Origin of the sequence: Siphonobacter sp. SORGH_AS_0500, from assembly GCF_031453245.1 — a bacterium.
Lineage (GTDB): Bacteria > Bacteroidota > Bacteroidia > Cytophagales > Spirosomataceae > Siphonobacter.
In genome coordinates, this window is the sequence record NZ_JAVIYT010000001.1 from 626,237 (window position 1) to 651,111 (window position 24,875).

The 24,875-nt window shown below is 41.5% G+C and carries 19 protein-coding genes and 2 tRNA genes; 11 read left to right on the forward strand and 10 right to left on the reverse strand.

The features are described from left to right. Window positions 1-91: 91 nt before the first annotated feature. Together QE357_RS02675 and QE357_RS02680 are read right to left on the reverse strand one after the other, a co-directional pair. Window positions 92-2,401, reverse strand: coding sequence for a RecQ family ATP-dependent DNA helicase (locus QE357_RS02675; RefSeq protein ID WP_106636880.1), 2,310 nt, complete (start codon window positions 2,399-2,401; stop codon window positions 92-94). A 187-nt stretch (window positions 2,402-2,588) separates the two neighbouring features. Then, window positions 2,589-3,062, reverse strand: coding sequence for a DUF4293 family protein (locus tag QE357_RS02680; protein ID WP_309705643.1), 474 nt, complete (start codon window positions 3,060-3,062; stop codon window positions 2,589-2,591). A 306-nt stretch (window positions 3,063-3,368) separates the two neighbouring features. Here QE357_RS02680 and QE357_RS02685 point away from each other — a divergent pair. From QE357_RS02685 to bla, 3 genes are all read left to right on the forward strand, one after another. After that, window positions 3,369-3,441: transfer RNA gene (locus tag QE357_RS02685), tRNA-Gly, on the forward strand. 39 nt (window positions 3,442-3,480) lie between these two features. Beyond that, window positions 3,481-3,565 (forward strand) — tRNA-Leu (locus tag QE357_RS02690). A gap of 168 nt (window positions 3,566-3,733) precedes the next feature. Then, window positions 3,734-4,483, forward strand: coding sequence for a subclass B1 metallo-beta-lactamase (gene bla / locus QE357_RS02695; RefSeq protein WP_307141932.1), 750 nt, complete (start codon window positions 3,734-3,736; stop codon window positions 4,481-4,483). 71 nt (window positions 4,484-4,554) lie between these two features. On the opposite strand, the gene QE357_RS02700 is transcribed toward bla, so the two are convergent. Genes QE357_RS02700 through QE357_RS02710 form a run of 3 tightly spaced genes read right to left on the reverse strand, consistent with a single transcriptional unit; the run spans window position 4,555 to window position 7,780 of the window. Further along, window positions 4,555-5,112, reverse strand: a complete 558-nt coding sequence (locus tag QE357_RS02700) for a biliverdin-producing heme oxygenase (protein WP_309705645.1) — start codon at window positions 5,110-5,112, stop codon at window positions 4,555-4,557. Window positions 5,113-5,118: 6 nt separating this feature from the next. Next, a complete protein-coding gene (locus QE357_RS02705) occupies window positions 5,119-5,541 on the reverse strand; it encodes a response regulator (protein WP_106636679.1) in 423 nt (140 codons plus the stop codon). Window positions 5,542-5,554: 13 nt separating this feature from the next. Further along, window positions 5,555-7,780, reverse strand: coding sequence for an ATP-binding protein (locus QE357_RS02710; protein WP_106636680.1), 2,226 nt, complete (start codon window positions 7,778-7,780; stop codon window positions 5,555-5,557). Between the two features lie 317 nt (window positions 7,781-8,097). Between QE357_RS02710 and QE357_RS02715 the strand changes: the two genes are divergently transcribed. The 4 genes from QE357_RS02715 (at window position 8,098) to QE357_RS02730 (ending at window position 11,296) form a co-directional block, all read left to right on the forward strand. Then, window positions 8,098-9,102 carry an ATP-binding protein gene (locus QE357_RS02715; protein ID WP_106636681.1) on the forward strand — a complete coding sequence of 335 codons (1,005 nt, stop codon included), beginning with the start codon at window positions 8,098-8,100 and terminating at the stop codon, window positions 9,100-9,102. 108 nt (window positions 9,103-9,210) lie between these two features. Then, window positions 9,211-9,729: an HNH endonuclease gene (locus QE357_RS02720; protein ID WP_307141936.1), complete on the forward strand. Its 519-nt coding sequence runs from the start codon at window positions 9,211-9,213 to the stop codon at window positions 9,727-9,729. Window positions 9,730-9,892: 163 nt separating this feature from the next. Beyond that, on the forward strand, window positions 9,893-10,918 hold the full coding sequence (gene ruvB / locus QE357_RS02725) for a Holliday junction branch migration DNA helicase RuvB (RefSeq protein ID WP_106636683.1): 1,026 nt from the start codon (window positions 9,893-9,895) through the stop codon (window positions 10,916-10,918). Between the two features lie 219 nt (window positions 10,919-11,137). Next, window positions 11,138-11,296: a hypothetical protein gene (locus tag QE357_RS02730; protein WP_198555235.1), complete on the forward strand. Its 159-nt coding sequence runs from the start codon at window positions 11,138-11,140 to the stop codon at window positions 11,294-11,296. A gap of 85 nt (window positions 11,297-11,381) precedes the next feature. On the opposite strand, the gene QE357_RS02735 is transcribed toward QE357_RS02730, so the two are convergent. Next, entirely contained in the window at window positions 11,382-12,164 is a 783-nt protein-coding gene (locus QE357_RS02735) for an alpha/beta fold hydrolase (RefSeq protein WP_106636684.1), read from the reverse strand. 526 nt (window positions 12,165-12,690) lie between these two features. On the opposite strand from QE357_RS02735, the gene QE357_RS02740 reads away from it, so the two are divergent. Both QE357_RS02740 and QE357_RS02745 read left to right on the forward strand, forming a co-directional pair. After that, window positions 12,691-14,211, forward strand: coding sequence for a hypothetical protein (locus QE357_RS02740; RefSeq protein WP_309705653.1), 1,521 nt, complete (start codon window positions 12,691-12,693; stop codon window positions 14,209-14,211). A 224-nt stretch (window positions 14,212-14,435) separates the two neighbouring features. Next, complete coding sequence (locus QE357_RS02745) at window positions 14,436-15,728, forward strand: PepSY domain-containing protein (RefSeq protein WP_106636687.1); 1,293 nt, start codon at window positions 14,436-14,438, stop codon at window positions 15,726-15,728. Window positions 15,729-15,802: 74 nt separating this feature from the next. On the opposite strand, the gene prfB is transcribed toward QE357_RS02745, so the two are convergent. Both prfB and QE357_RS02755 read right to left on the reverse strand, forming a co-directional pair. Further along, a protein-coding gene (prfB, locus tag QE357_RS02750) for a peptide chain release factor 2 (RefSeq protein ID WP_157830337.1) occupies window positions 15,803-16,895 on the reverse strand; the annotation gives its coding sequence in 2 pieces (ribosomal slippage) (window positions 15,803-16,834 and window positions 16,836-16,895; 1,092 coding nt in all). Window positions 16,896-17,023: 128 nt separating this feature from the next. Then, window positions 17,024-19,147: a peptidylprolyl isomerase gene (locus tag QE357_RS02755; protein ID WP_106636689.1), complete on the reverse strand. Its 2,124-nt coding sequence runs from the start codon at window positions 19,145-19,147 to the stop codon at window positions 17,024-17,026. Between the two features lie 320 nt (window positions 19,148-19,467). On the opposite strand from QE357_RS02755, the gene QE357_RS02760 reads away from it, so the two are divergent. Further along, window positions 19,468-20,478, forward strand: coding sequence for an NAD(P)H-dependent glycerol-3-phosphate dehydrogenase (locus QE357_RS02760; protein WP_198555236.1), 1,011 nt, complete (start codon window positions 19,468-19,470; stop codon window positions 20,476-20,478). Window positions 20,479-20,625: 147 nt separating this feature from the next. After that, window positions 20,626-22,227, forward strand: coding sequence for a hypothetical protein (locus tag QE357_RS02765; protein ID WP_309705658.1), 1,602 nt, complete (start codon window positions 20,626-20,628; stop codon window positions 22,225-22,227). A 37-nt stretch (window positions 22,228-22,264) separates the two neighbouring features. Here QE357_RS02765 and QE357_RS02770 read toward each other — a convergent pair whose 3' ends face one another. Further along, window positions 22,265-23,737 carry a hypothetical protein gene (locus QE357_RS02770; RefSeq protein WP_106636691.1) on the reverse strand — a complete coding sequence of 491 codons (1,473 nt, stop codon included), beginning with the start codon at window positions 23,735-23,737 and terminating at the stop codon, window positions 22,265-22,267. Between the two features lie 56 nt (window positions 23,738-23,793). Beyond that, entirely contained in the window at window positions 23,794-24,678 is an 885-nt protein-coding gene (locus QE357_RS02775) for a hypothetical protein (RefSeq protein ID WP_106636692.1), read from the reverse strand. Between the last annotated feature and the right edge of the window lie 197 nt (window positions 24,679-24,875).

Here is a 24,875-nt window from a genome sequence, read left to right on the forward strand (position 1 = left end):
ATTGCTGCTGTTGTTAATAACTTAGACCGAAGCCCAACTCATCAGAAGCGTTAACGTAAATATGTAAAAATGAACAGAAAACAAGATCAGATTAATGACCTAACTCGCTGTGGAATTTGATACGCATCAACCGAAGTTCTTCTTCTGAATATTCGCCGCTTAACTCTTGTAGGGCTACACTCATCGAATCGGTTTCGGCACTCATGAAGTACTCATAAATCTCATCCTGACGATCATCATCCATTAACTGATTAATGTAATAATCCAGATTGAGCTTCGTACCTGAATAACAGATGTGCTCGATTTCCTCAATCAGCTCCGTCATGCCGAGGTCTTTAGCCTCTGCAATTTCTTCCAGATTGATTTTTCGGTCAATTTGCTGAATAATGAAAATCTTAACTTTCGACTTGTTCGTGGTAGTCTTTACTACTACTTCGGTTGCCGTTTCGATTTCATTTTCTTCAACGTATCGGGTAATGACTTCAATGAACTGCTTTCCGAATTTGACGGCCTTACCCATGCCTACGCCCGTAATCTGAGCTAACTCCTGAACGGTAGAAGGATAGGTAGTGGCCATTTCCTCCATCGAAGGATCCTGGAAAATTACATACGGAGGAATGTTCTTTTCCTTGGCAATCTTCTTTCGAAGATTTTTAAGCATCTCAAAAAGAGCTTCGTCGTAAGCTTTCGCATTCGAGCTAATCTCTTCCTTGTCGTCTTCTTTCTCTTCGGGCTGATGGGTGTAATCGTGATCTTTCGATAACGAAACGACATAGGGAGCTTCCAGGAACTGAATCGCTTTTTCGCTGATTTTCAGAGTTCCGTAATTCTCGATGTCTTTATCCAGAAAACCTAAAATCGTCAGTTGCTTGATAATCGAATGCCAGAACTCGGGCGTTTGCAAGCCGTCGTCTTTTTTATCCGTAGCCTTCGTTTTCGCTTTTACGATTACGTTACCGTCTTCGTCTTCTTCTTCGGCATCATCGTCGTCCTGATCGTTCTCGTAACCCAGCTTGTATTTGCCTTTGCCGAAAACGTCCAGCTTATTATGGCCGTGGCTAACGACATAAGGATTTTCAACGCCCAGTAATATATCCGCAATGTGGTTACAGTCGAATCGACTCCCCGTCAGTTGAACGGCCTTCAGAATCCATTCCACCTCATCCTGCATTTTGAATTTCGGCGTAGGTTTCAGGCAGTTATCGCAGAAACCGCAATCTTTTGGGAAGTATTCACCAAAATAACCCAGTAACTGACGACGGCGGCAGAGCCCGATGTTTGAGTAACTTACCATCTCCATTAACAGAGCTTTGGCGTTATCTCGTTCCGTAACGGGTTTGTCTTTGTTGAATTTATCCAGCTTGACGATATCGTCGTAGCTATAGAACATCACGCAGTTACCCTCCAGTCCGTCGCGACCAGCTCGACCCGTTTCCTGGTAATAGCCTTCGAGGGATTTAGGAGCGTCGTAGTGAAGAACAAACCGAACGTCTGGCTTGTCAATGCCCATTCCGAAAGCAATCGTTGCGACAATGACTTCCGCTTCTTCGTTCAAAAAGGCATCCTGGTTACCCATCCGCGTGTGCGGATCGAGTCCGGCATGATAGGGCAGGGCTTTTACGCCGTTTACGTTCAGTAACTCCGCAATTTCTTCAACCGTCTTTCGGCTCAGGCAATAAATAATGCCCGATTTCCCAGCCTGACTCTTGATGTATTTAATCAATTGCTTGTTAACATCCTTCGTCTTCGGGCGGATTTCGTAGTATAAGTTTTTCCGGTTAAAAGAAGACTTAAAAACGCAGGCATCCTCCATTTGCAGGTTCTTGATAACATCCTGCTGAACTTTGGGCGTTGCCGTAGCGGTCAAAGCAATGAGTGGTAATTCCGGGTTTATCGTCTCAACGATGTGCCGAATCCGGCGATATTCAGGTCGGAAATCATGCCCCCACTCCGAGATACAGTGAGCTTCATCAATGGCAACAAAGGAAATATTAGCTTTTTGTAAAAAAGCCAGGTTTTCTTCCTTCGTCAGCGATTCAGGAGCTACGTATAGAAGTTTTATTTCGCCATTCAGTACATCCTTTTTGACTTGGGTCATTTCAGATTTACTGAGCGTAGAGTTTAGAAATTGAGCATTTACCCCCACTGCATTAAGCTGATCGACCTGATTTTTCATCAAAGCAATCAATGGAGAGATAATAACCGCAGTTCCTTCACTAACGACTGCTGGTAGCTGGTAACACATGGACTTACCAGCCCCGGTAGGCATAATAACGAAGGTATGGTTTCCTGCCAGGAGATTACAAATAATGTCTTCCTGCTCACCCCGGAACTGTGAGAAGCCGAAAACCTCTTTCAACTTCGTCTTGAGGGTTTCCTTCAACGACGCATCAACGAGCATGGCCATTCGTACTTTTCTTCAACATCAATTGATGGTTAGATGCTATTAAGGGGAAATATATCCTGACGCTATACGTCGGGAATCAGAATTGAAATTAATAAAAAAACTCTGGACAGACCCAAAATCTTTTTCTATTAGGAAAGAAAATGAGGCAGTAAAGCCTTACGCCTCGTCAGTAATTGACTTACTAGCGAAGACGTTCGAAGGCATCTTTCACTTTTCTTTCATCAATTCGGATGAAGCGATTGGCTGCTACATTGGCAAGAAGAGCCACAGCAATGGCAAAAAAGCCTATTTTAAAGCTACCGGGCGTTTCAGGATTAAATAAGCCATTTGCTTTAATGTGAGATTCGTATGTAGAAAGACCCAGCAGGGCAATCATTACCAATGTATTTACCAGATTCAAGAGCATTTGCCGAACGCGGTTCGTAAACTGAACCAGCGAAAACAAAGCCAGACCCGCCGCAAGAATGGCTAAAGCTGCTAGATACCACTTGGATTCTTCTACAACCTGACTTGCTGCGTTGGTATAAGTTAGAGAAAAAGCACTTAAAGTAGCGGACTGTCCTCCGATGGTTTTTTCCCAAATGGGAAAACCAAGAAACAGACCCATAGAAACAATAATCAGAGCTAGAAATAAAGTTTGGGGACGCTGAAGCATATACTTTTCAAATGGGAGTTATTAAACATCGATAAAGGATCATCACAAAAACCTCCCAACTCGCTTAGGTGATGAGTGTGTAAAGTTAAATGGAGAATTAATGAAATGACTAGTATCAAAGTTAAATAGATTTTTTAAAAATATTTTCAAGAAATAAGTTATTGATTTTTAGATATTTATTGGCTTGAGAAATAACTTGAGTAAAAAAAACCGTAACTTTTTTTTACTCTACTCTTGACAAACCCCCTTTTTCGAGCGTACATTTGCATTCCCAAACGACGGGTAACACAGTAAAAATAATAACAAGCGAAAGTAGCTCAGCTGGTAGAGCGCGACCTTGCCAAGGTCGAGGTCGCGGGTTCGAACCCCGTCTTTCGCTCAGCATAAAGGCTCCGCAGGTCGGAGCTTTTTTTGTGAGGCCCGGGTGGTGGAATGGTAGACACGAAGGACTTAAAATCCTTTGGGCAGTGATGCCTGTACGAGTTCGAGTCTCGTCCCGGGTACAAAAGCCTGATAAGCAATCGCTTGTCAGGCTTTTTCTTTATATATCCTTTTGGTTTGAATGAAGTCTGATCATCGGGTTTCATTCTCTATCCTGCTTTTTCGTGAGCTTCGTTTTTGAAAGAGATGTATTAACTTTCCTTCTCAATACAAATCTTTACCTAATACTCATGCGTATTCTGATTATTCTTGCTCTTTCCGCTTTCTCGTTGGGAATAACGCAAGGCCAGACTATCAAAAAGCCGCCTCTAGAAGTGAGTCAGCTTCAGAAAGATGTCTATGTTCACGTTACTTATGGCATCTATCAGAATCAGGCGATTCCTTCCAATGGACTGATCGTAAACACAAAAGAGGGTGTCGTATTAATCGATACTGGCTGGGATACGAAAGCAGATACCGATAATACCCGACAAATTCTGCACTGGGTCGACCAGCATTTGCATCAGCCTGTAAAGCTCTGCATCGTGACGCACTCGCATGACGATCGGGTAGGGGGCATAAGCGAATTAAAGAAAGCGGGCGTTCGTGTTATTAGCACGCCCCTGACGGCTCAGAAATCAATCAAAGAAGGTTATGAGTCACCTGAGGCCATTTTGCCGTCTGATACGAGCTTTACCATCGGAAAAGTACCTTTCCGGTGTTATTTTCCCGGAGAAGGCCATACCAGCGATAACATAGTGGTTTGGTTACCCAGCTATAAAATTCTGCACGGAGGATGTCTGGTGAAAAGCGTAGCCACCTTCGGCATGGGTAACATCGCGGATGCGAACCTGAAAGAATGGGGAAAGTCGATGAAACGACTGATGCAAGCATTTGGCTCTCCCAGGTGGGTCATTCCAGGACATGATACCTGGGGAGACCATAAAGCCCTGGAGCATACGTTCCATTTGGTGGAAAAATTCAGTGCTTCCAAGCCTTAAACAGGCATTCATGCACACAAAAAAGAGGCTGTTTCATTAGGGTGAAACAGCCTCTTTTTATACAGCTTTATTTAAGCTACTGCCTTGAAAATAGCCTGATAAGCTTTAAATGCTTTCTTCGCTCCTTCTACAATGGCAGGCTCATGTCCTGCTGCATTTGTTATCAGATAGGTACCAAAAGACTTCCAGCGTTCGCCTGTATTTTTACCGTATCCATTATAAAACTTTGATTCTACGGCATATGTCCCTAATTCAGGATGAGCCTGTAACCAGCGTTTAATGACCTGTCCACCTAGCATGGAGCCTTCCGCTACGTAAGCGGCCCCCAGTAATTCTGATGTATTCCATCCTTCGAAAACGGTGCTAGGAGCGGTCTTGGGAGATGCTTGTATGGCCGTTAAATCGGCTTCAATCCAGGCGGCTTTCCGGCGTTCTTCCAGTGGATAGTTATCAATTGTACTTAAGGCAACTTCTAGAGCTTTATGAAAGGCCAGATGAGCCTGTAATAAATGCTTATATTGATCGGTAGTTAAAGTTCCGCCTTTCAAAGCATCGGTATAAAACAATTGTTCGGTTTGTTCGTGTAACTCCCGAGTCTGTTCTTTAAGCTGACTTAAAATTTCTCCCATGAATAATTATTGATTGGCTTTTTGAGCGAGCCAGAAATCCAGAGCCCGTTGCAACATATCGCTTACCTCGCGGTAACCCCCGGGTTTCACCAGATAGGCGTTCGCCCCCAGATCGAAAGCTTCCCGCATATCCTTAGGGTTGTCTGAAGTACTGTAAACGACAATCGGCAGATAACGTCCTTTGGCATTGGAACGAATCTGCTGTAAAACTTCAAAACCGTTATTACCAGGTAGATTTAGGTCAAGTAATAACATTTTAGGAAGAATAGCTTCCTCTGTTTGGTAGTTACCCCGGCTCAACACGTAATCAACGGCTTCATTACCGGTTGTAATAACTTTATAAGTAGGAGGCTGATTTATTTTTCCAATAACCCGTTTGAAGATGTCAACATCATCTGGATTGTCTTCTACATACAATACATCAATCATACCTGTATTAAGTTTAGGCTAGGGGAAATGAAACATAAAAGGTAGTCTCACGGCCCGGCTCACTAAAGAACCATACTTTACCATGATGCCTTTGCATGATCCGTTTAACGATGGCCAGCCCTACGCCATGCCCTTCATATTCCTTTGCATTATCTAACCGTTTAAATAAATCAAAAACCTTACCACTTTGATTCATATCAATACCAATGCCATTATCCGTGACGGAATAAATAACCTCCTCGTTCGTTTGAATGCCCTTAACAGTAACGCAAGGATGTTCGGCCGTTTGGGAATACTTAATGGCATTAGTCAATAAATTGGTGAAAACCTGCATAATCATGGTTTTATCGCCCTTGATCGGTGGGGTCTCTCCAATGTCAATGGTTAGTAATTCATTTTTGTTAGTAACTAACAGTTCTTCCCTTAAGTTATATAATAAATCTTTCATAGGAAGAGGCTCCGCCGACATTTCCGTGCGACCACTACGGGCATAATGTAAAATTTCCCGGATGAGATCACTCATCTTATTACTGGCAGAAACAATTTTCTCAAAAAGGGGAATTGTTTCCTCATCGAGCCGATCGCCATAATCCATCAGAAATACTTCTGAATAGGTCTTGATCGAAGCCAGCGGCGTCCGTAAGTCGTGCGAAACAGTATAACTGAACGTGTCTAGTTCTTCGTAAGCTAACTTTAACTGCTCATTTAAAATGCGGATCTGATTGGCTTTTTGAGTAACAATCTGAAGAATATCCTCTCGAATTTTCAAGGCCGTATTGATTTCAGCCTGCTTCCATGATTCGGAGGTATTTCTAACCAATTGCGTCCATTTCGCGAAACTCTTCCGTGGGCTCAGGCGGTTTCTTCCAGCTTCGTCCGTCCATACCTGTTTATCATCTGGATTTCCCCCCCAGGCCACTTGCTGCATAACCTCCGGCTTAAACCAGATCAGGTATTCTTCCAACTGTCGTGAAATCACAATAGCCATCATGCCCGATGCGTCGTCGCGGTAGTCAATGGCGGGGCCGAAAACTTTGGAAAACTGATGGGTGTGAAAGATGGTATCTACCTTATTATTTTTTAGCCAATCAGCTATTTTTAAAATCTGGCTTTCAGACGGCGTTTTTCCAACGGTATGTACCTTCCCTTCAAAGAGCAAAGCTGCTCCAGAGGCTAGCGATATATCCAGAACTGTAGTGGCCTTTTGGGTTAAGCCCTGAACGACATTCCAGTCGCGTTGCATTTGCTCGAAAAGTATCTGTTCATTCCGCCAGAGACGATTAACCATGCTCAAATCTTCCTCGTCCTTGCGGAATTCCAAGGCGGCTGAAAGAAGCTGACTAATCATTTTCCCAGACATTCGGGAGTTATAGTCAACCAGACGTGGATCATCGTAATGATGGCAGGAAATCAGCCCCCAGAGTTCCCCTTTGTATAAAAGCGAGAAACTCATGCTGGAGCGAACGCCCATATTTTTCAGATACTCAATATGAACGGGAGAAACGGCCCGCAGAATAGACTGACTCAGGTCCAGAGGCTGCCGGGTTTCCATATTCATGCCCGGATAAATCGCAACCGAGCGAGCTTGGGAATCAATGATCGTCCGAACAAAGTTCGTTTTATATAACTCACGTGCCTGTTTAGGAATGTCAGAGGCAGGATAATGCAGGCCCAGAAAAGTTTCCAGATGGTCTTCTTTGGCCTCCGCCGCTACTTCGCCGTTCCAATCTTCGTCGAAACGGTAAATCATGACCCGGTCATACTGTGTGATAGCCTTCATTTCCACGACCACGCGTTCCAGTAGCTCCTGAATGCTTTTGCTTTGCTGCATACTGGACATGACCCGGCTGACCAAAACCTGCAAAGTGCCCGGAAAAAGAACCTCATTTTTGGGTTCAAATTCCAGCATATATAAATCATCCATGAGATGAATAACCAGGTAATATTCCCGGCCATCAATATGGACGTTAAAGGGCGTCATGCCTTCAAAAGAGCCCTGCTTTTGGGCAATCTGAATTAACTGAACCAGCTCCCCTCCTTTTAATTCCTTCATTGAAAGCAATTGGAGCGGCTGGTTAATAATATTTTCGGCCGTACTGGCGAGTAATTCTTCTAAGTTAGTACTGAGCTGACGAACTCGAAAAGAGGCATCAACGGCTAATAAATAACCATGAGCCTGAATATGTCCCAAATGCCGGATGGGTTCGTGTTCGCAAGCCTGAATATCTATATTTTGCATATCTTTGGGATACTGTTCAATCAGTGCTGGCCAGTATTAAAGCCAGGATAAATTAAAAGCCGGGGGAAAGTTCATACTTAACACCAGACAAAAGCATGGAGTTTTAAAATTACGATTTTATTTCAGGACAGACGAGGAAATTAAACCGGATCCAAAAGATTGAATCTTAATTTGTTGGCTCATAAAATAGAGGTTTAAGTAATTATCATCTGATAAAACACTTGACTGCTTATGCAGGTTAGGTAATTAATCGGGTAGGTTGGATTCCTCAGTATTGTGCTGGAAACTGCTCCCATTTGATAGGAATTAATTAAGGTATGAATCACTCAGATACGAAGGAGACCGCTGGCTTCATCACTGTATCTTCTTCCGGAATGATCTTAGATTTCAGTTATCATCTGCTACAGATAACCGGGCTTTCAGCTATTCATATTCTTGACCAACCCTTAGATCTTTTTCTTCTACAAGCAACCTGGGAACGCTTACAAGCCCAACCTACGGGAACCTTGACTTTGCTAAACCCGGAAATTACATGTATTGAGTTTCATTACCAGATTCATGAAACCCGGTTGGCCGATCAGAAGACTTTTCAAATTACCCTAAAGCCCAAAGATGAAGAGCGGCAACCTGCTTCGTTTACTTCGCTGGATAACGACTGGTTATTAATGAATAAAATCTTTGCTCACGACCTGCGAGAGCCTCTGCGTAAGATTTTACTCTATATAGATATGATTCGGGGGAATACCCAGAATCAGATTACTGCCGAAAGCCTAATGTTACTTCAGGTAACCAACGATCAAAGCTACCAGGCTCTGCAATTGCTGGATTCCATTCGCCAATACACGTCTTTTGCAACCAATGAAAAACGGACGTTGAAATCTATAGATCTCAACGAGATGGTAGAAAAAAGCTGGCTACGTGTAAGTGATGAAAACGGACTCAACACAACAGTATTGGAGAAAACCCAGTTACCCGTTATTAAAGGGCAGGGAACGATGATTCAGACCCTTTTCTATCAGCTTTTAGATAACTCCGCCAAATTCGCACACCCCAGTCGGCCTTTGCAGATCAGAATTGAAGCCGAATTACATTCCCAATCTGTTGAAATTCGAATTCTGGATAATGGTATCGGTTTTGATGACCGATATAAGGAAGATATTTTCCGGTTATTCAATCAGCTCAACCGCAATTCGCCGGGTTACGGAGCGGGTTTAGCCTTCTGTAAGAAAATTGTAGAAAGTCACCAGGGAAAAATAGTCGCTCATTCCATCCCACAAAAAGGAACGGTGTTGACGATAACCCTCCCCCTTCATTCCCGTTGAAAGCCAGCGGAAAAGCTTTTCTTTACCCATATATTATTTTTCTGTGTCCGCTCCGTTATTGTAAAGTAAAAACGTTAACTTGCTTAGCGTCAAAACTCTCGTAATACCATGGGCAGAAAAGTATTAGTGCTGAATCAGGATTACTCAGCCTTGACGATATGCTCGGTCGCCAAAGCTTTTTTACTAGTCTACCTTAAAAAGGCCGATTTGATTTCAGAGTCTCAAACGGAAAACCTTCGGAGCATTTCTCAATCTTTTCCCTTGCCGACGGTTATTCGCCTGCACAAGTACGTATACTTGCCTTATCGGGGAGTGATGTTAACGCGTCAGAATATTTTTAGACGCGATGGCCACCAGTGTCAATACTGTGGAACATCGGATGATTTGACGCTGGACCACGTACTACCTAAATCCAGAAGCGGCAAATCCAGTTGGGACAACCTTACTACGGCCTGCAAACGCTGTAACTCCCGCAAAGGTGATTTCACCCCTGAGGAAGCCGGAATGGTGCTGCGGCAGCGACCTTATAAGCCTTCATTTATTATGTTCATCCGGGACTTCTCGGGTATTAATGATGAAAGCTGGTTACCCTTTCTCACTCGAAAAGAGAAGAAATTTGTTAATTAAGTTACGAAAGCTTGAGCCGAGTGCATGTGAAGAGTGGCCCACTGATTTTCTTCGGAATCCTGCGGGTAATTCAGGATCATTTTTGACATTCCATCCGGGAATTGGCTTTTGCCGCACAGAATCTGCTAAATTTGACTAGTAGATATTAAACTGTGACTGAAGCATGCGGGAAGATTATTTGAAAGGGGACAGAGAAACCCTATCGAAAGATGATCGGGAAGTAGAAAGAGCCCTTCGGCCTTTAAGTTTTGGCGATTTTACGGGCCAGGATAAGATTCTTGAAAACCTGAAAATATTCGTTTCGGCGGCAAAAATGCGGGAAGAAGCCCTGGACCACGTGTTGCTACACGGCCCTCCGGGTTTGGGAAAAACGACCTTATCCAACATTATTGCGAATGAACTCGGGGCGGGTATTAAAATTACGTCAGGGCCCGTGTTGGATAAACCGAGTGATCTGGCGGGTTTGCTGACCAACCTGCAACCGCACGATGTTCTTTTTATTGACGAAATTCACCGACTGAATCCCATCGTAGAGGAATACCTATATTCTGCGATGGAAGATTATAAAATCGATATTCTGCTGGATTCAGGGCCGAATGCTCGAAGTGTACAAATTGGACTGAATCCCTTTACGCTGATTGGAGCAACTACGCGGGCGGGCTTATTAACCTCACCTTTGCGAGCTCGTTTTGGAATTAATGCCCGACTTGAATATTATGATGCGAAGTTACTAACAACCATCATCAAGCGTTCCTGTAGTATTCTTAACATGCCAGTGGAAGAACAGGCAGCCTTTGAAATTGCCCGGCGGAGTCGCGGAACACCACGGATTGCTAATAACCTCCTGCGACGCACGCGGGATTTTGCTCAGGTAAAAGGCGGCGGGCGTATCACCGTTGACATCGCGGAAATGGCCCTGGCGGCTCTGGATGTCGATCATAATGGTCTGGATGATATGGATAATCGTATCTTGAGCACCATCATCGAGAAATTCAAAGGGGGACCTGTGGGTTTATCTACCATTGCCACGGCCGTAGGAGAAGAGGCAGAAACGATTGAAGAGGTATATGAGCCTTTTCTGATTCAGGAAGGTTATCTCAAGCGTACCTCCCGAGGTAGAGAAGCGACGGAAAAGGCGTATAGTCATTTGGGGATTTTGCCAAAATACCGGACAGGGGAGCTTTTTTAAAGTTCAATGGCTCATTTTACTAGATTTTATGAGAATATTTTATTGAATTATGGCAAGAATTTTTTGTTTTATTCGATAATTTATTAATTTTGAATTCATAGCTAAGAAAGAAAGTAAGCAAGAAGCACCATTCAGTATATTTATACTCGACTGGAACAATGATTACCTTTTAGCGGAATTACTGGAGTTGAATAATACACCACCTAAATCCCTAGTGAAATGAAAAATTTGAACCATTATCGGCTCTTGCAGTGGATCATTTTTTCACCGATTCTGATTCCAATCTGTATCCTGACGGGAGCATGGGAAGGAATTCAGCATACGTTTGGAAAAGTAATCCAGCAAATCAAGACAGACGTGACAACAGATGTTGCTTAACTTGTCTTCCTCTTCTGATTGACATCAACCTTAATTGATAAATATATTTTCTTAAAAAGCTCTGGATCAACATCCAGGGCTTTTTTTATGGATTCTGTTGAGCTAGAAATTCTGCTGTTTTTTCGATCATGTGATTATGACCCGAGTTGAGAATAAATCGCTGGGCTGTGGGAATCTTAGTGGTAAGGGGTAGAACAGAATCGGGAGGCATCATCCGGTCAAATTCACCCATATAAAATTGAATGGGTAAAGCATGCCGATTAAAAAGGGTGATGAGGGAGGACAACGAAAAATGGAAATGCCGAAACGAAACCCAGGATAAAAAAATCCGCTTCCGTTTCTCAGGAGAATCCAGCATCCAGTGTACAAAACGGGACATGCTCGGATGAATGATTTTCATACGTTCGCCAACGCCCGTCCATTTCATGACCAGAGAAGGGTTGAAAGTAACGTATTTGAAAATTCGCCGGGTTAATCGATTTCGAACGGCGAAGGTATAGTAAGGATTCTTTAGAATGCCGTCGGGAGCCAGCAGGTATAGCTTGTTAACCTGATCAGGCAGCATTTCAACCGTAGTCAGGGCAAATCGCCCACCCATGCTGAAACCCACTACGCTAAAGCGGACAATGCCTTCTTTTTTCAGAAAGTCCGAAATTTGCTGTTTCCATTGAGTTTTATCGAGCGTAATGGGATGAACCTGCCGTTTGGTATTCATGCCGTGAAAAGGTAAATCGAAGGCGTAAATCGTATATCGGTCTCCCAAAAGCTTCACCCAAGGTTCGTAAGCGGTATGATCCTGCCCAATGCCATGAAAAGCCAGCAAAGGTTCCGGGCCATTTCCTGACTTGGTATATGTTACTAACTGCATACAAATAAAGTCGCGATGATTATAATGGCTTAAAAAGAGCCTATTAAAGATATATTTTCTACACTACTCTTTGATCAGCTATTGCAAATGCCAAGTAATGATGACAACAAAGTCTAAGTTTTCCTCCTGGCATTACCCGTACTGTTTTACTAATGCTAATGAATGATGGCCATAAGGCTTGCATTGATCTACCCTATACAAATTTAGTGATCTACATCTTTAGAAGAGAAGCCTAATACTTCATTGAGGGTTATTTTCAGAGAGGATAATAAAATTTATAAATAATTATTTTTATTAAGTCTAAATAAACTATATTTGTTTTATTATAACATTGAGCGATAAAGTATAATAAGTTGAAATGCTTATTAATAGATTTTTCTGACAGAGCATTGATTGTTTTAAACACCTATAGATTTTAAGTGTAAATATCCTTTTTCCTTCTAACTATTAAATAATTGTTAATAACATATTGTTATTAACAAGCTAGTTTATTGGGTTATTATCTTTTAACTAAATCTCTATTATTATGCTTAAATTTACACTAATTAAGGCAATTTTTGCCGTAGCTTTGACAATGATTACTATTCTTTCTTGTAATAAAGAAAGCCCGATAGTAGACCCAATTAAAAATGAAAATGGTTCTGGTTTGACAGAAGAACAAATTGAGAAAAACAGAAATATATTTTCTCAAGTCCTTGCGAGATCTCTAAAGAATGAAAATGTAAGAATATTATTAAAAAAAGCCTCTCTCAAACGGATTAATAAAGATACGGACGTATTATTTCATTTAGTAAAAGATGAAATAATTGAAAAAAATATTAGTTTTCATGAATACTTAGCTTCTATTTATGGAGATAAAGAAGAATTTATCAGAATTGTCAATAGTATGCCAGTATTGACAATTTTAGTTCCTAGTGTTGTGAATTTCAATGCAGAAAGTTGGAATACATCTATTCAAATACCTAAAGTAGCGGTTTTCCCTAATAAAGTTTACAGAAAAAAAAATAACCATAAGTTTATGATGACTTATGATGTTAATGTCAAAGAAGAAGAATTAGCACTAAATATTTTTCCAGATTATCCGATTATTGTGGTTAAGGATAATGAAAGAATACAGGTGAACAATGGGAAGGTTAGAGGAGTAAAACAACTGAACTCATTTGTAATCAGGGATTTAAATTACTCATTTATTGACGAGTCATTCAACAATCTGAATGGGACTAAATTAAGTTCAGGTAGTCGCCTTGCAACCTATGACAAGTTTGATTCGAAAGTAAAGTTAGCTTATGAGAATAATTTACAGTATCCTCGGGACTACATTTATTATAATATAGCACCTACTATTGGTAATGCTACGGGTAGCTTTAATAGCTCATATGCAGAACATCTAACTACTATACAGTTGGTTAACTCTGATATAATAAAAGAACTTGTTGACGACCAAATAACAGATTATGATGGGTATCCTTCTTTTGCAGATGGTGACCTAGAATTTATTGTAAAAGTAATAGGTATAAATAATCAGAATAATGCTGTTGAAATAGTTAATAAATGGTTTGATGTTCCTTTCCTAGGGCTTGTAAATTTATATCATCAAAATAATCAATGGTATTATGGATCAAGTACTAAGCAGTATATTTTGCCAACTCCATTGGAATTGGTACCATGGAACATGCAGCAGTATGGTGACCAAATAAAAGTAGTATTAATGGAAGAAGATGCTACCACTTCTTATACACAAAGTATAACGATAGGAATAAGCTCAACTTTTGGATTCAATTATTCCAATTCAATAAAAGATGGGCCAAATTTTGGAAGCAATACCAGTAATACCAATAATGTTTCTTCTACGTATAGTCTACAGGTTTCAGGTGGACATGATATGCTATATGATGCCATCATTCGGTGGGACGATAAGATCTTATATTGGGATGAAGAGGCAATTCCAGGGTATCCTAATCCTCCTTTTAACGAGCATTGGGCAAGAACAAAAGAATTTTCCACTGGTAAAGCAATTATTACTATAGAGCCCATACCAAGGAGATAAATTCTAATGACTATTTCCAGCTAAGACATTCTAGAAAATAGATAGTCGATGTTTTACGACCAGCATTTTTGTAGAATGTCTTAGCTTATTTTTATTTATACTAAATAGATATAAATTTTATATACTACCTTTGGAGTCATACCTCTAGAGAGTCGCTCACTAGATTCTTAATGCGTACTTCCACAAAGTATAGTTTTCTCATAACTAATTAGTCAAATCTAGCCATGACTTTTAAAAAAGCCATCGGACAAGTTCACCTCTGGCTCGGCCTGGCCTCGGGAATTATTGTATTTATTGTCAGTATTACGGGTTGTATTTACGTCTTCCAGGAAGAAATCCGTGATATGACCGAAAGCTGGCGTTTTGTTAAAGAGCAACCTAAACCCTATCTGGTTCCTTCACAATTAATAGCCATTGCTGAGAAGAAATTAGAAGGGAAGAAAGCTACTTCGCTAACCTATACAAAGCCGAACGAAGCAGCCGTTGTGGGTCAGTTTGATCGCAAAAAACGGGGTAGCAAATACACTTCAGTATATATAAATCCTTATACAGGCGAGGTGCTGAAGGTAAAATCCATTGCTCGTGGGGGAAACGACGGAGACTTTGACTTTTTCCGTTTTATACTCAATGGCCACCGGGCTTTATGGATGCCTTATGACATTGGTCGGCCCGTTGTTGGTGTCGCTGTCCTGATTTTTGTTATCCTTTTAATTAGTGGAATGATTCTCTGGTGGCCTAAAAAGTGGAATAAGGCCAATCGGGATAAAAGCTTCAAGGTAAAATGGGATGGAACCTTCAAACGGATGAATTATGATTTACATAATGTTTGGGGATTTTACAGTACCTTTTTCTTACTCATTATTTCCTTAACGGGTCTGGTATACAGTTTCCAGTGGTTTAGTAAGGGCTTATATTGGGTAACTACAGGTGGTCGCAGTTTGTCGTTTGAACGGAATACAGCCCTGTCTGATACAACCCAAAACCTTCCGGTTACTATTACTAGTGTTGATAAAGTATGGCTGAATCTGACGGATCAGGGAAAATCACAGAAGGCCATGTTTGTGAACCTGCCGCAAACGCCCAAGGATGCCATCAGTGTCACGGTATATCTTAAGCCGGGGACTTATTATAAAACGGATGTTTATACGTACGATCAATTCACTCTCAAACCACTAAAGGCGGCGGGACCTTTCAGTGGAAAATACGAAGATGCGGACGGTGGCGATAAACTCCGTCGGATGAATTATGATCTGCATGTGGGAGCTGTGATGGGCTTACCTACGAAGATCCTGGCCTTCCTAGCCAGTTTGATTTCAGCTAGTTTGCCCGTTACCGGATTCCTGATTTGGTGGGGGAGAAGAAAAAAAGGCGGCAAGAAGGAAGAAGGTAAAAAGCCCGTTCAAAGAAGAACAGCGGTTGATTCTCCCCGTAGATCGGCTCCGGTAGTGCGTCGCAAGGTAGCTCAACCCCTGGCGGTTACGGATGAAGTAACGGTAATTAAACCAGAAGTAGAGTAAAAGAGTATTCAAACAGGTAAAAAGTAAAAGGGACAAAGCCGTTTGGTTTTGTCCCTTTTTACGTTACTCCGAGCTTAGCTCTGCTCTTCGCTTACGTCCGACATTAAGTATGCTTTGATGAAATCATTGATTTCTCCGTCCAGCACCGCGTCAGTGTTTGAAGTCTGGTGATTCGTGCGGTGATCTTTCACGCGGCGATCATCAAGTACATAACTGCGAATCTGGCTACCCCACTCAATTTTTCGCTTAGTTGCGTCCAATTCAGCTTTAGCTGCCAGCCGTTTTTCCAGCTCCATTTGATAAAGTCGAGATTTCAGCAATCGCATCGCCACTTCCTTATTTTGAAGCTGGCTGCGTTCCTGCTGACACTCGATAATAATTCCCGAAGGTTTGTGTTTCAAACGTACAGCCGTTTCTACCTTATTCACGTTCTGGCCACCGGCTCCACCGCTTCGGAACGTATCCCAGTCAATATCGGCCGGGTTAATTTCAATCTCGATGGTATCATCCACCAAAGGATAGGCAAAGACTGAAGCAAAGGACGTATGACGACGGGCATTAGAATCGAATGGAGAGATCCGAACTAGACGGTGCACGCCAATTTCTGCTTTCAGGTTACCGTAAGCATATTCACCCAAAATCTCAATCGTTGCTGATTTAACACCCGCGACATCGCCATCGGCCACGTTCACGACGTTAATCTTGAAGTTATTTTTTTGAGCCCACATGGTGTACATTCGCAACAGCATGTTCGCCCAATCCTGCGATTCAGTTCCGCCCGCTCCGGCATTAATTTCCAGCACGGCATCCATATTATCGCCTTCATCCGACATCATTTTCCGGAACTCTACTTCAGCCAATTTAGCTTCCAGCTTGGCCGCTTCGGCATCGACATCAGCTTCTGACGCTTCGCCTAACTCCTGAAATTCCATCATGGTTTCGGTATCGCCCAAAAGCTGATTGAGCTGATCGAAACCATCCGTCCAGAATTTTAGCCCACGAATTTCTCTGAGAATTTTTTCCGCCCGTTCCCGTTCATTCCAGAATTCAGGATCAAGCGTTTTTTGTTCTAATTCTTCTATCTGGTACTTTTTCCCATCGTAGTCAAAGATACCCCCTCAAGGCCTCTATGCTGGCCTTCAAGTCTTTCAACTTGTCTTGTGTCATAATGGATTGGATGCTGGGCCAGAGGCCTTTCATCGTTAGTGATTAGAGATACAAAAGTAAAGAGCAAGGCTCTAAAAAGCGAAAACCTGACCGAAGCCAGGTTTTCAGTGCTTTCGTCTCCGTAGAGATTAAAAATATTTAGCCCGGTAATCTTTCACATTCGCTTTCTCGCGAACGGCTTCGTTTACGAAGTAACCTGAGCGTTGTAATTCCGTTTGCAGGGCGGTCTTTTTGTATTGGCTATAATCAGCAATGGCAGGAGCATCCATTTTCTTCAGGGTTTCCATGATGAATACACCACTTTCACCTTTGAAGGGCTGCGATTTCTGACCAGCTTTCATCCCAAATGCTTTACCTAAGGCGGTAGGATCAGCACCTGCGGAGTTCAGTAAGCCGCTGTTCAGAGTCAGGTCGTTTGCTGTTTCAACTAAAGCACCGGCACCGTACTTCTGAGCAATTTGCTCCAAACTACCTGCACCAGCTAAGCCGCTTAACTTTTTCAGGATTTCTTCGCCTTTCTTCTGATTACGAACTTTCGCAGTTAACTCATCGCGGAAGTCGTCTACTTTTACTTCGTCTTCAGAGGTTTTACCCGTCAGGGCAGCTACGATATACGCATCGTTTACTTCAAAAACCTGAGAAACATCACCTACATCCGTTTTGTCTTCAAAAGCCCAACGAATCACAGGCTGAGCGTTTTGCATCATGTTCAGGTTCGTAGAACCTTCAGGAACACGGTTTGCTTTCAAAAGAACGATAGATTTATCTTTCTTAGCAGCGGCTTCCATCTGCTCCAGCGTTTTATTAGCGGCAGCAAATTCATCAGCTTTGCGATAAACCTCATCACGAGTAGCCTGGCTGGGTCCAAGTTGTTTCGAAACAGCCACTACACGGTACTGAACGTTATTTTTAGGCTCTGTTACTTTAATGATGTGGAAACCGAAATCCGTTTCAACCAGATTTGGTAATAGGCCCGTGCCGTTGTAAGCAAATACGGCGGTTTCGAAAGGCTTCACCATCGAACCGTTGTTCTGGAAGTAACCCAAGTCGCCTCCACGTTGAGCGGTACCGTCTGTACCATACTGAGCGGCCATTGCTGAGAAATCAGCTCCGCCTTTCAATTCTTTCAGAATGTTCTCTGCACGAACGCGAGCCGAAGCTTTTGCCGAATCGGACTGATTGGTAGGACGAATCAGAATGTGGCTGGCCTTAACGGTATAAAGCGAGTCACGTTTCATACCTGTATACTTATAGATAGTATAGGTATTGTCGGTACGGAAAGGACCTGCAATCTGACCGGGGAAGAAGCCTTTTACCGCTTCTTTCAATTGATCATCCATGTCACGCAGACTCCAGTACAGCGGATGCGGTACGTCAGAATTCATACGTGCAAACGAAGAATCGTTTGTAGCTTTAGCCAAATCTTTGGCTAATTGCGTTAATGTATTCTTAAGAGCAAGGCTATCGGCTTTCGAAGGAACAACTCCAAAAGCGACATAATCCAGACTACGAGTATTGGCACCCTTATACTCATCTTTGTGAGCGTTTAGGTAATCTTTCAATTCAGAATCCGTAACCTTGATGGTTGAATCCGCCATTGAGTAGAAAGGAACATACAAGTATTTCGCGTCAACTTTTGCCGTTTGTGCTTCGTAATCCTTCTTCGCTTCTGCTGTAGTTACGTAACTGGACATGCGGATCAGGTTCACGTAACGAGTCATCAGGTGTTGACGCTGAATGTCACGCACAAACGCCTGCCAGCCCAACTGCTGGATAGAACCCGCAGGTAATTGCTGAATTTGAGCACGCTGTTGTTTTACCCGATTGATATCGAAAATGCCCGTCTGAGGATCGGTGAAGCTCTGACGAACGGCGGGATCAATGTATTTACCAAAGAACATGTCCTGCTTTTCATCTTCTGAAAGCGTCAGTCCCAGGGCATCAAATTCTTTTTGATATGCATAATCAATTAACAGATCATTCCAAACCTTCTCGCGAAGCTGAGCGATCACCTGATCGTTCGCGGATTGACCGGACTGAGCTTCGTATTCCATACGAGCCTGGTCTAATTTTTTCTGGAAATCCTGGGCCAGAATGCTATTTCCGGCAATTTCACCTACTTTCTGAGTCTTCCCTCCAAAAAGTCCCCGTGATCCGAGGAGGTCACCGCCCACAATAAATAAGATGAGGGAGATGGCAATAATGGTAATTGCAATTCCTGAACGTTCTCTGATTTTGTTAACTAAAGCCATACGACCATTTTATTAGAACCGCAAAATAAGGGTTTTTTTCGATGATTCCCAAACGAATGCAAAGGCCTTTTGTTTGATATTTACATTGAAAAAAAGTTAGAAATTAAAAAGTATTCTACGTTTTTGTCCACCGAATGGGCGTGTTTTAAAGGAGATGCCGTATTTTCACCGACTTGAAATAGGAAACCTGTCGTGTAGTTAGCGTTGTATACTGAGCGTATGAAGCCTTGAAATTCGGGATCACTCCGTCTTTTCATGAGCTTAATTCTTTTGAATGACCCTCTTTAACGTCTGGCATTGAACATTTTTTGATAGCCGCATTGAACGAAGCAAATAAAAATACTACAACCATCACGGTTATTGGTGGAGGTAGCTGGGCAACGGCCATTATCCGCATTCTTTCAGAAAACGAAGTCAAGATTCGCTGGTGGTTGCGAAATCGGAAAGATGCCGAGCATATTCGTAAGTTTCACAGCAACCCCCGCTACTTGAGCGGCGTAGTGCTGCATCCCAAACGGGTGAAGCCCTTTACTCGTTTACACGAAGCTATGAAGGGAAGTCAGGTAGTGATTCTGGCGGTTCCTGCTGCATTTATTACAGAAGCCCTTGCTGAATTAAGGCCGGAAGATTTTACGGGAAAGACAATCGTATCCGCCATCAAGGGCATGGTTCCCGGAGAAAACTTGCTAGTAACGGATTGGCTGGAAAAAAACTACGGCGTTTCGCAGGATCAATTCTGTGTCATTGCAGGTCCCTGTCATGCCGAAGAAGTGGCCTTGGAGAAACAGTCATATCTGACCATTGCCTCGCCCGAAATCCAGCGGGCAACGGCCTTTGCCGATTTAATGACTTGTCGCTTTGTAAGTACCCAGCCCTTAACGGATTTATACGGAGTGGAATATTGTGCGGTAATGAAGAACATTATCGCTCTGGCCTGTGGCATTTGTCACGGAATTGGGTATGGCGATAACTTTCAGGCCGTACTGGTGTCAAATGCCATGCAGGAAATAAAGCGGTTTCTGGATGTAATCTATCCTTATTATCGGGATCTGATGGGTTCGGCGTATCTGGGGGATTTATTAGTAACGTCTTATTCGCAGTTCAGCCGAAACCGAACCTTTGGCAGCATGATTGGCCGGGGGTACAGTGTTACCTCCGCTCAAATGGAAATGAACATGGTTGCTGAAGGGTATTATGCTGTTAAATCCATTTACGAAATCAATCGGCAATATGAAGTTGATATGCCCATAGTGAATGCCGTTTATTCAATCTTATACGAACGCTCTTCACCAGTGATTGAAGTGGAGATATTGAAGAATTTATTGCGGTAAATAATTTACAGTGTTTATAAAATAGCTACTTCTTAGAAGTAGCTATTTTTATTAGAAGAAAAATATTAAATTTGAAACCGTCTTTAAAATGCCAGCCAACTCTTATTTTATTTAAAGAATAGGTAGCAATATTTAATGAATTAACCAATGACTTTAAGACGTACCTTTCCGTTAATTATTTGCCTAATCCCCATTATTGCTTTTTATTTAATGTTGTATCATTTTTCAGTGAATTTACCTTGGACTGATGATTCAACATTTATGCATTATGTATATCAGAATGAGGAGAGTAGTTCTAATTTTAAAAAAATATTAATTGAGACTTTTTCTGTACATGCAGATCACAGAATTGCTGTGCCAAGAGTAGTGATGTATCTGATTTATTTAATAGAAGGTGAGATTAATTTAAGATCAGTAATATTAATAGGTAATTTAAGTATACTTGGTTGTTTCTTTATTGTATTAAGATACTTTCAAATATCTAAGCTATCTCTTTGGTTTTTTGTTCCTGTTAGCTTCCTGCTATTTCAGCCAGTTTATTGGGAAGATGCTCTTTGGCCTATCTGTGTTTTACAACATAGTCTAGTTATTTTTTTAGTATTGGTATCCTTGCAATTACTGCAAAAAGAAGGGAAATGGTTTTTAATGACATCAATCATTTTCGCCGTACTTGCTATATACACTAGTGGCAATGGACTTTTGATTCTAATTCCAGGCGTATTGCTACTATTATTTCAGAAAAGAAAAATAGCTGCGGTAATCTGGAGCATCGGTGTTATTGTAGCAATAATCTGTTACTTCATTGATTTTACTAAGGGAGGGCATACGCATGTCACAGAAAGTTTATTAAATCCAATACAATTTATAAAATATATTCTTGTGTTTCTTGGAGCAAATGTCTCCCTTAACTATGTGAACAGGGCTATCTTTTTAGGAATTTTAATTTTACTAGTATGGGGAATAGCATTTATAAGTATTATACGTACAAAAGATAATAAATTTTTACCCATCTGGGGTTTATTAACATTTTTGATTTTGTCTGCAGGATTAGTGTCTTTATCGCGATCCTGGGTTGGTGTAGGTATTACTGCAAGGTATCAGATTTATGCTACCTATGCTGTTACTACTGCTTATGTGTTGTTCGTAGCGTTAATTAATAAATACGACTGGAAAAAGTATCTTAAAGTTCCTTTAATAATAGGAACTGGATTATATGTATCTTTAATCTGGTTTATATACTGGCCTATCATTTGCTACCGGAAGGATCTTTTGGTGGCTGAGACAGTTAATTGGAAACAAAATGGATTTTTCTTGACTGTAGACCAGGACCATAATTTAGCTACTGCAAGATTCTATCCCTATTTAGTTAAAAAACGCTTGTATACTTTTCCACAGCATATGTATGCTCCTGATGAGGACAAAACAAGTTCAGATGAAGTAATAAACTTTCAGTATCATCCTGATGAGATGTATTTTGGAGGAAATTCACTTGTAGTGGAGGTGCCTGATATAGACCAGAATATAAAGACTAGTTATTTGATTTTGAAAGATTCATCAGGAAGAATATTTCTAGCTCCACTGAAAGCGAACTCTAATTCTATTAAAAATTTTTTACGAACGGGCTTGCTATTCTCTAAGGGAGGGAACGCAATCATTCTCGTTGAAACATTACCTCAGGGTACCTATCAATTTGGGTTATATTCAAATAATCAGGTTAAATGGTTAGCTCAAAAATGGGAAAAGCAATAAACCCAACTAAAAAGGGAAAGCCATTGGCTTTCCCTTTTTAGTTGGGTTTTGTAATAGAGATAGATTTAATTTTTAACCTTTTTCCTGTTGTTGACTCATTTGGAACGCTGATGATGATCTTTCTGATGATACCCTGCCAGTTTTCCATGTCGCCAACAGGTAATTCGTATGTATGATATTGGCCATCATTAATTAAATTAAAAGCTGTACTGGCGTCACTGTAATCGTTAAGTCTCGAAGATCGTTGTTTGAAGCATGAAACGTTCATTTGTTTACCAGTACCATCATAAGCAACCTGGAAATAAAGCTTTTTATCTTTTTGTGAATCCCAGAAAATATCCGGGCTGAAAAGAATAACTGGATATTTATCCAGTTTAAAACTCCACTCGCCATTGAAGGGAAATCCCCCGTCATCAGTATCTGTATAAAAAGTCCAGTGTTGCCGATCAGATGTGAAATAAAAGTTAGGCTTGATTTGTTCTTCTTTATGACTTACTGCATATTGACGAACATCTTCCACTGATCCCATAATATAGGCTACTTTGCTTTCATACCGAATATTGCGATCCAGCACTTCAGGCATGTGAGCACCAAAGCGTCCCGTATTTCCGCTGTATTCGTCTCCTTCATTAGCCTTGCCCATAAGCTCTACACTAAAGTAGTGAGTATGGGGAGCCCAAAGGCCTAAACCGACCCCCTTGCTATTATATAAATAAGTCCATCCTTCAGGTAAATACATTTCAACACTCGCTGTATTATTATTTGTAAAAGGAGGTGCAGTTAGGTCGATATCAGTAATATTGGATCCTGTATAGGGAGCTAAACCTAAATAAGCTTTAGCTCTGGTAAAATCAGAAGTAAGGAAACCTCCACCCAAATCTTGTCCTCGGCCTAAAAGTGGAAAATTATCTGTACGATTTACTTGCAATACATTACGTATCTCCAGAGCATTGCCTTTTAACTCAGCATAAGTTTCAACGGTACACTCACACGGAACGTTATTATATCCCCATTGCATAGGAATAGTTTTGAAATAAAGCTTATTCCCATCTTGTCGCCTTTCTATTACTCGTGAGCCATTCCCATAAACGTCTCCAGTTTGAATAGGATCCCATCCAATTCCCTGCCAGGCAGGGTGAGGAGATACCCCATTAGGTTTGTAGGTTTCAATAGGGAAAGAGTAATAAGCATATTGGAGTTGTCGCCCTAAATCATGATTGTTAATAATGTTTTTAGAGCTGTTTGCAGGAGAAAGATAGGTTATAGCCCCACCATAGTCCATATGAAAGCCTACTTTCATAGTTTCACTAGTTAGATAAACCATAGATGAGGGCTTTACTTCAGGAGGAGTAGGAGTAGTCCCACCACCTGATCCATCACCGTTTCCCGCAGGGTCTACCGAACTTTGCTTCTTTTTAGATATTAAAAAGTCTAAATCTCCACAACTGACTAGAACGCTACTGAATAGGATTAGAGTTAAAGCGTTTGTAAGGAAGTTAAATCGCTTCATAAGCGGTTTACATTTATAGTTTATAATTCGTGAGAAGGAGTTTTGAAACCAACACTTTAAAGTTTTAAACCGTATTCTTTGATTAATAACTCTTTCGCTATACTTTCACCATTTTTGTATAGATTCTTATCAAAAAGAGCTGCGTGGCCGCTATTTAGTCCATTAGCCCAATCGTGTGTAGCATAAGGATCAAAATCAACATGCTTTACTTTGTAGCCAGCGTTACTAATGTGCCAAAACCAGCCTGTTGCAGTATCTAGTCCGTCAATATTACCAAAGGCTGTTGCTGCCCCCTGAGGGATGGTAACAGGACGAGCAAGGTGCAGGTTAATTAATGCTGTATACTCGTTTAATCGACATTCAGGGATGGGCCATGAACTTCTTCGATTCATTTCATATTCAAAGTGCTGGGTCCTTGCTCCTGGATACTCTTCTACCAGCGTCAAAACCTCCTCTTTAGAAGGACGATAGTTCCAGTAAGTTTCGCTATCACACTTTTGGGCCGTATAAGCCGGGCAATTCCAACACTGTCCTACTTTACCTACCCCAATATGGTCACCAATCTGATCCAGGTATACACCTAGCAAGTCTCCTGTATAAAGTACATCATTATGGGTAACCATTAAAAATTTCTTATCTGATTTTTCCCAGGCGTATTGGTAACGGATTGCATGGCGAATGAAAGGAATCTTCATTAACCATTCTTTTTTGAAAGGATTGGTCCATAACCAGAACCAGGGTTTATATCTAATTAGACGCTTGCCTAGCAAAGGGTATAGAAAGGAGAAATCTGTTCCTTCGGGCTGTTTGCGTTCTTCTATGAAGTAGATTTTATCGATCCATTGACCCGAATGCTTTAATAAGGATAATAGCGTGACTGCAGTCTGGTAAGGCTTGCCGTAAACGTTAATGGCTACATCTACTGAAGGGCGAGATGGCATAAATAACAACTAAATAAAACAATTGAGTGAGAAAAGAGGCTCGACTTTGAAAGGCTGTAAGGTCCCTCTCACAAAGAAAGGTTATTAAGGCCAAACCTCTCGACAGGTAAGAAAGTTTTATAGAAATATAAAAACAAATTCCTTCGTTTCCCGGCAAACTCCTAATTTTGCACGAATTTTGCCCGGCCACTTCCGGG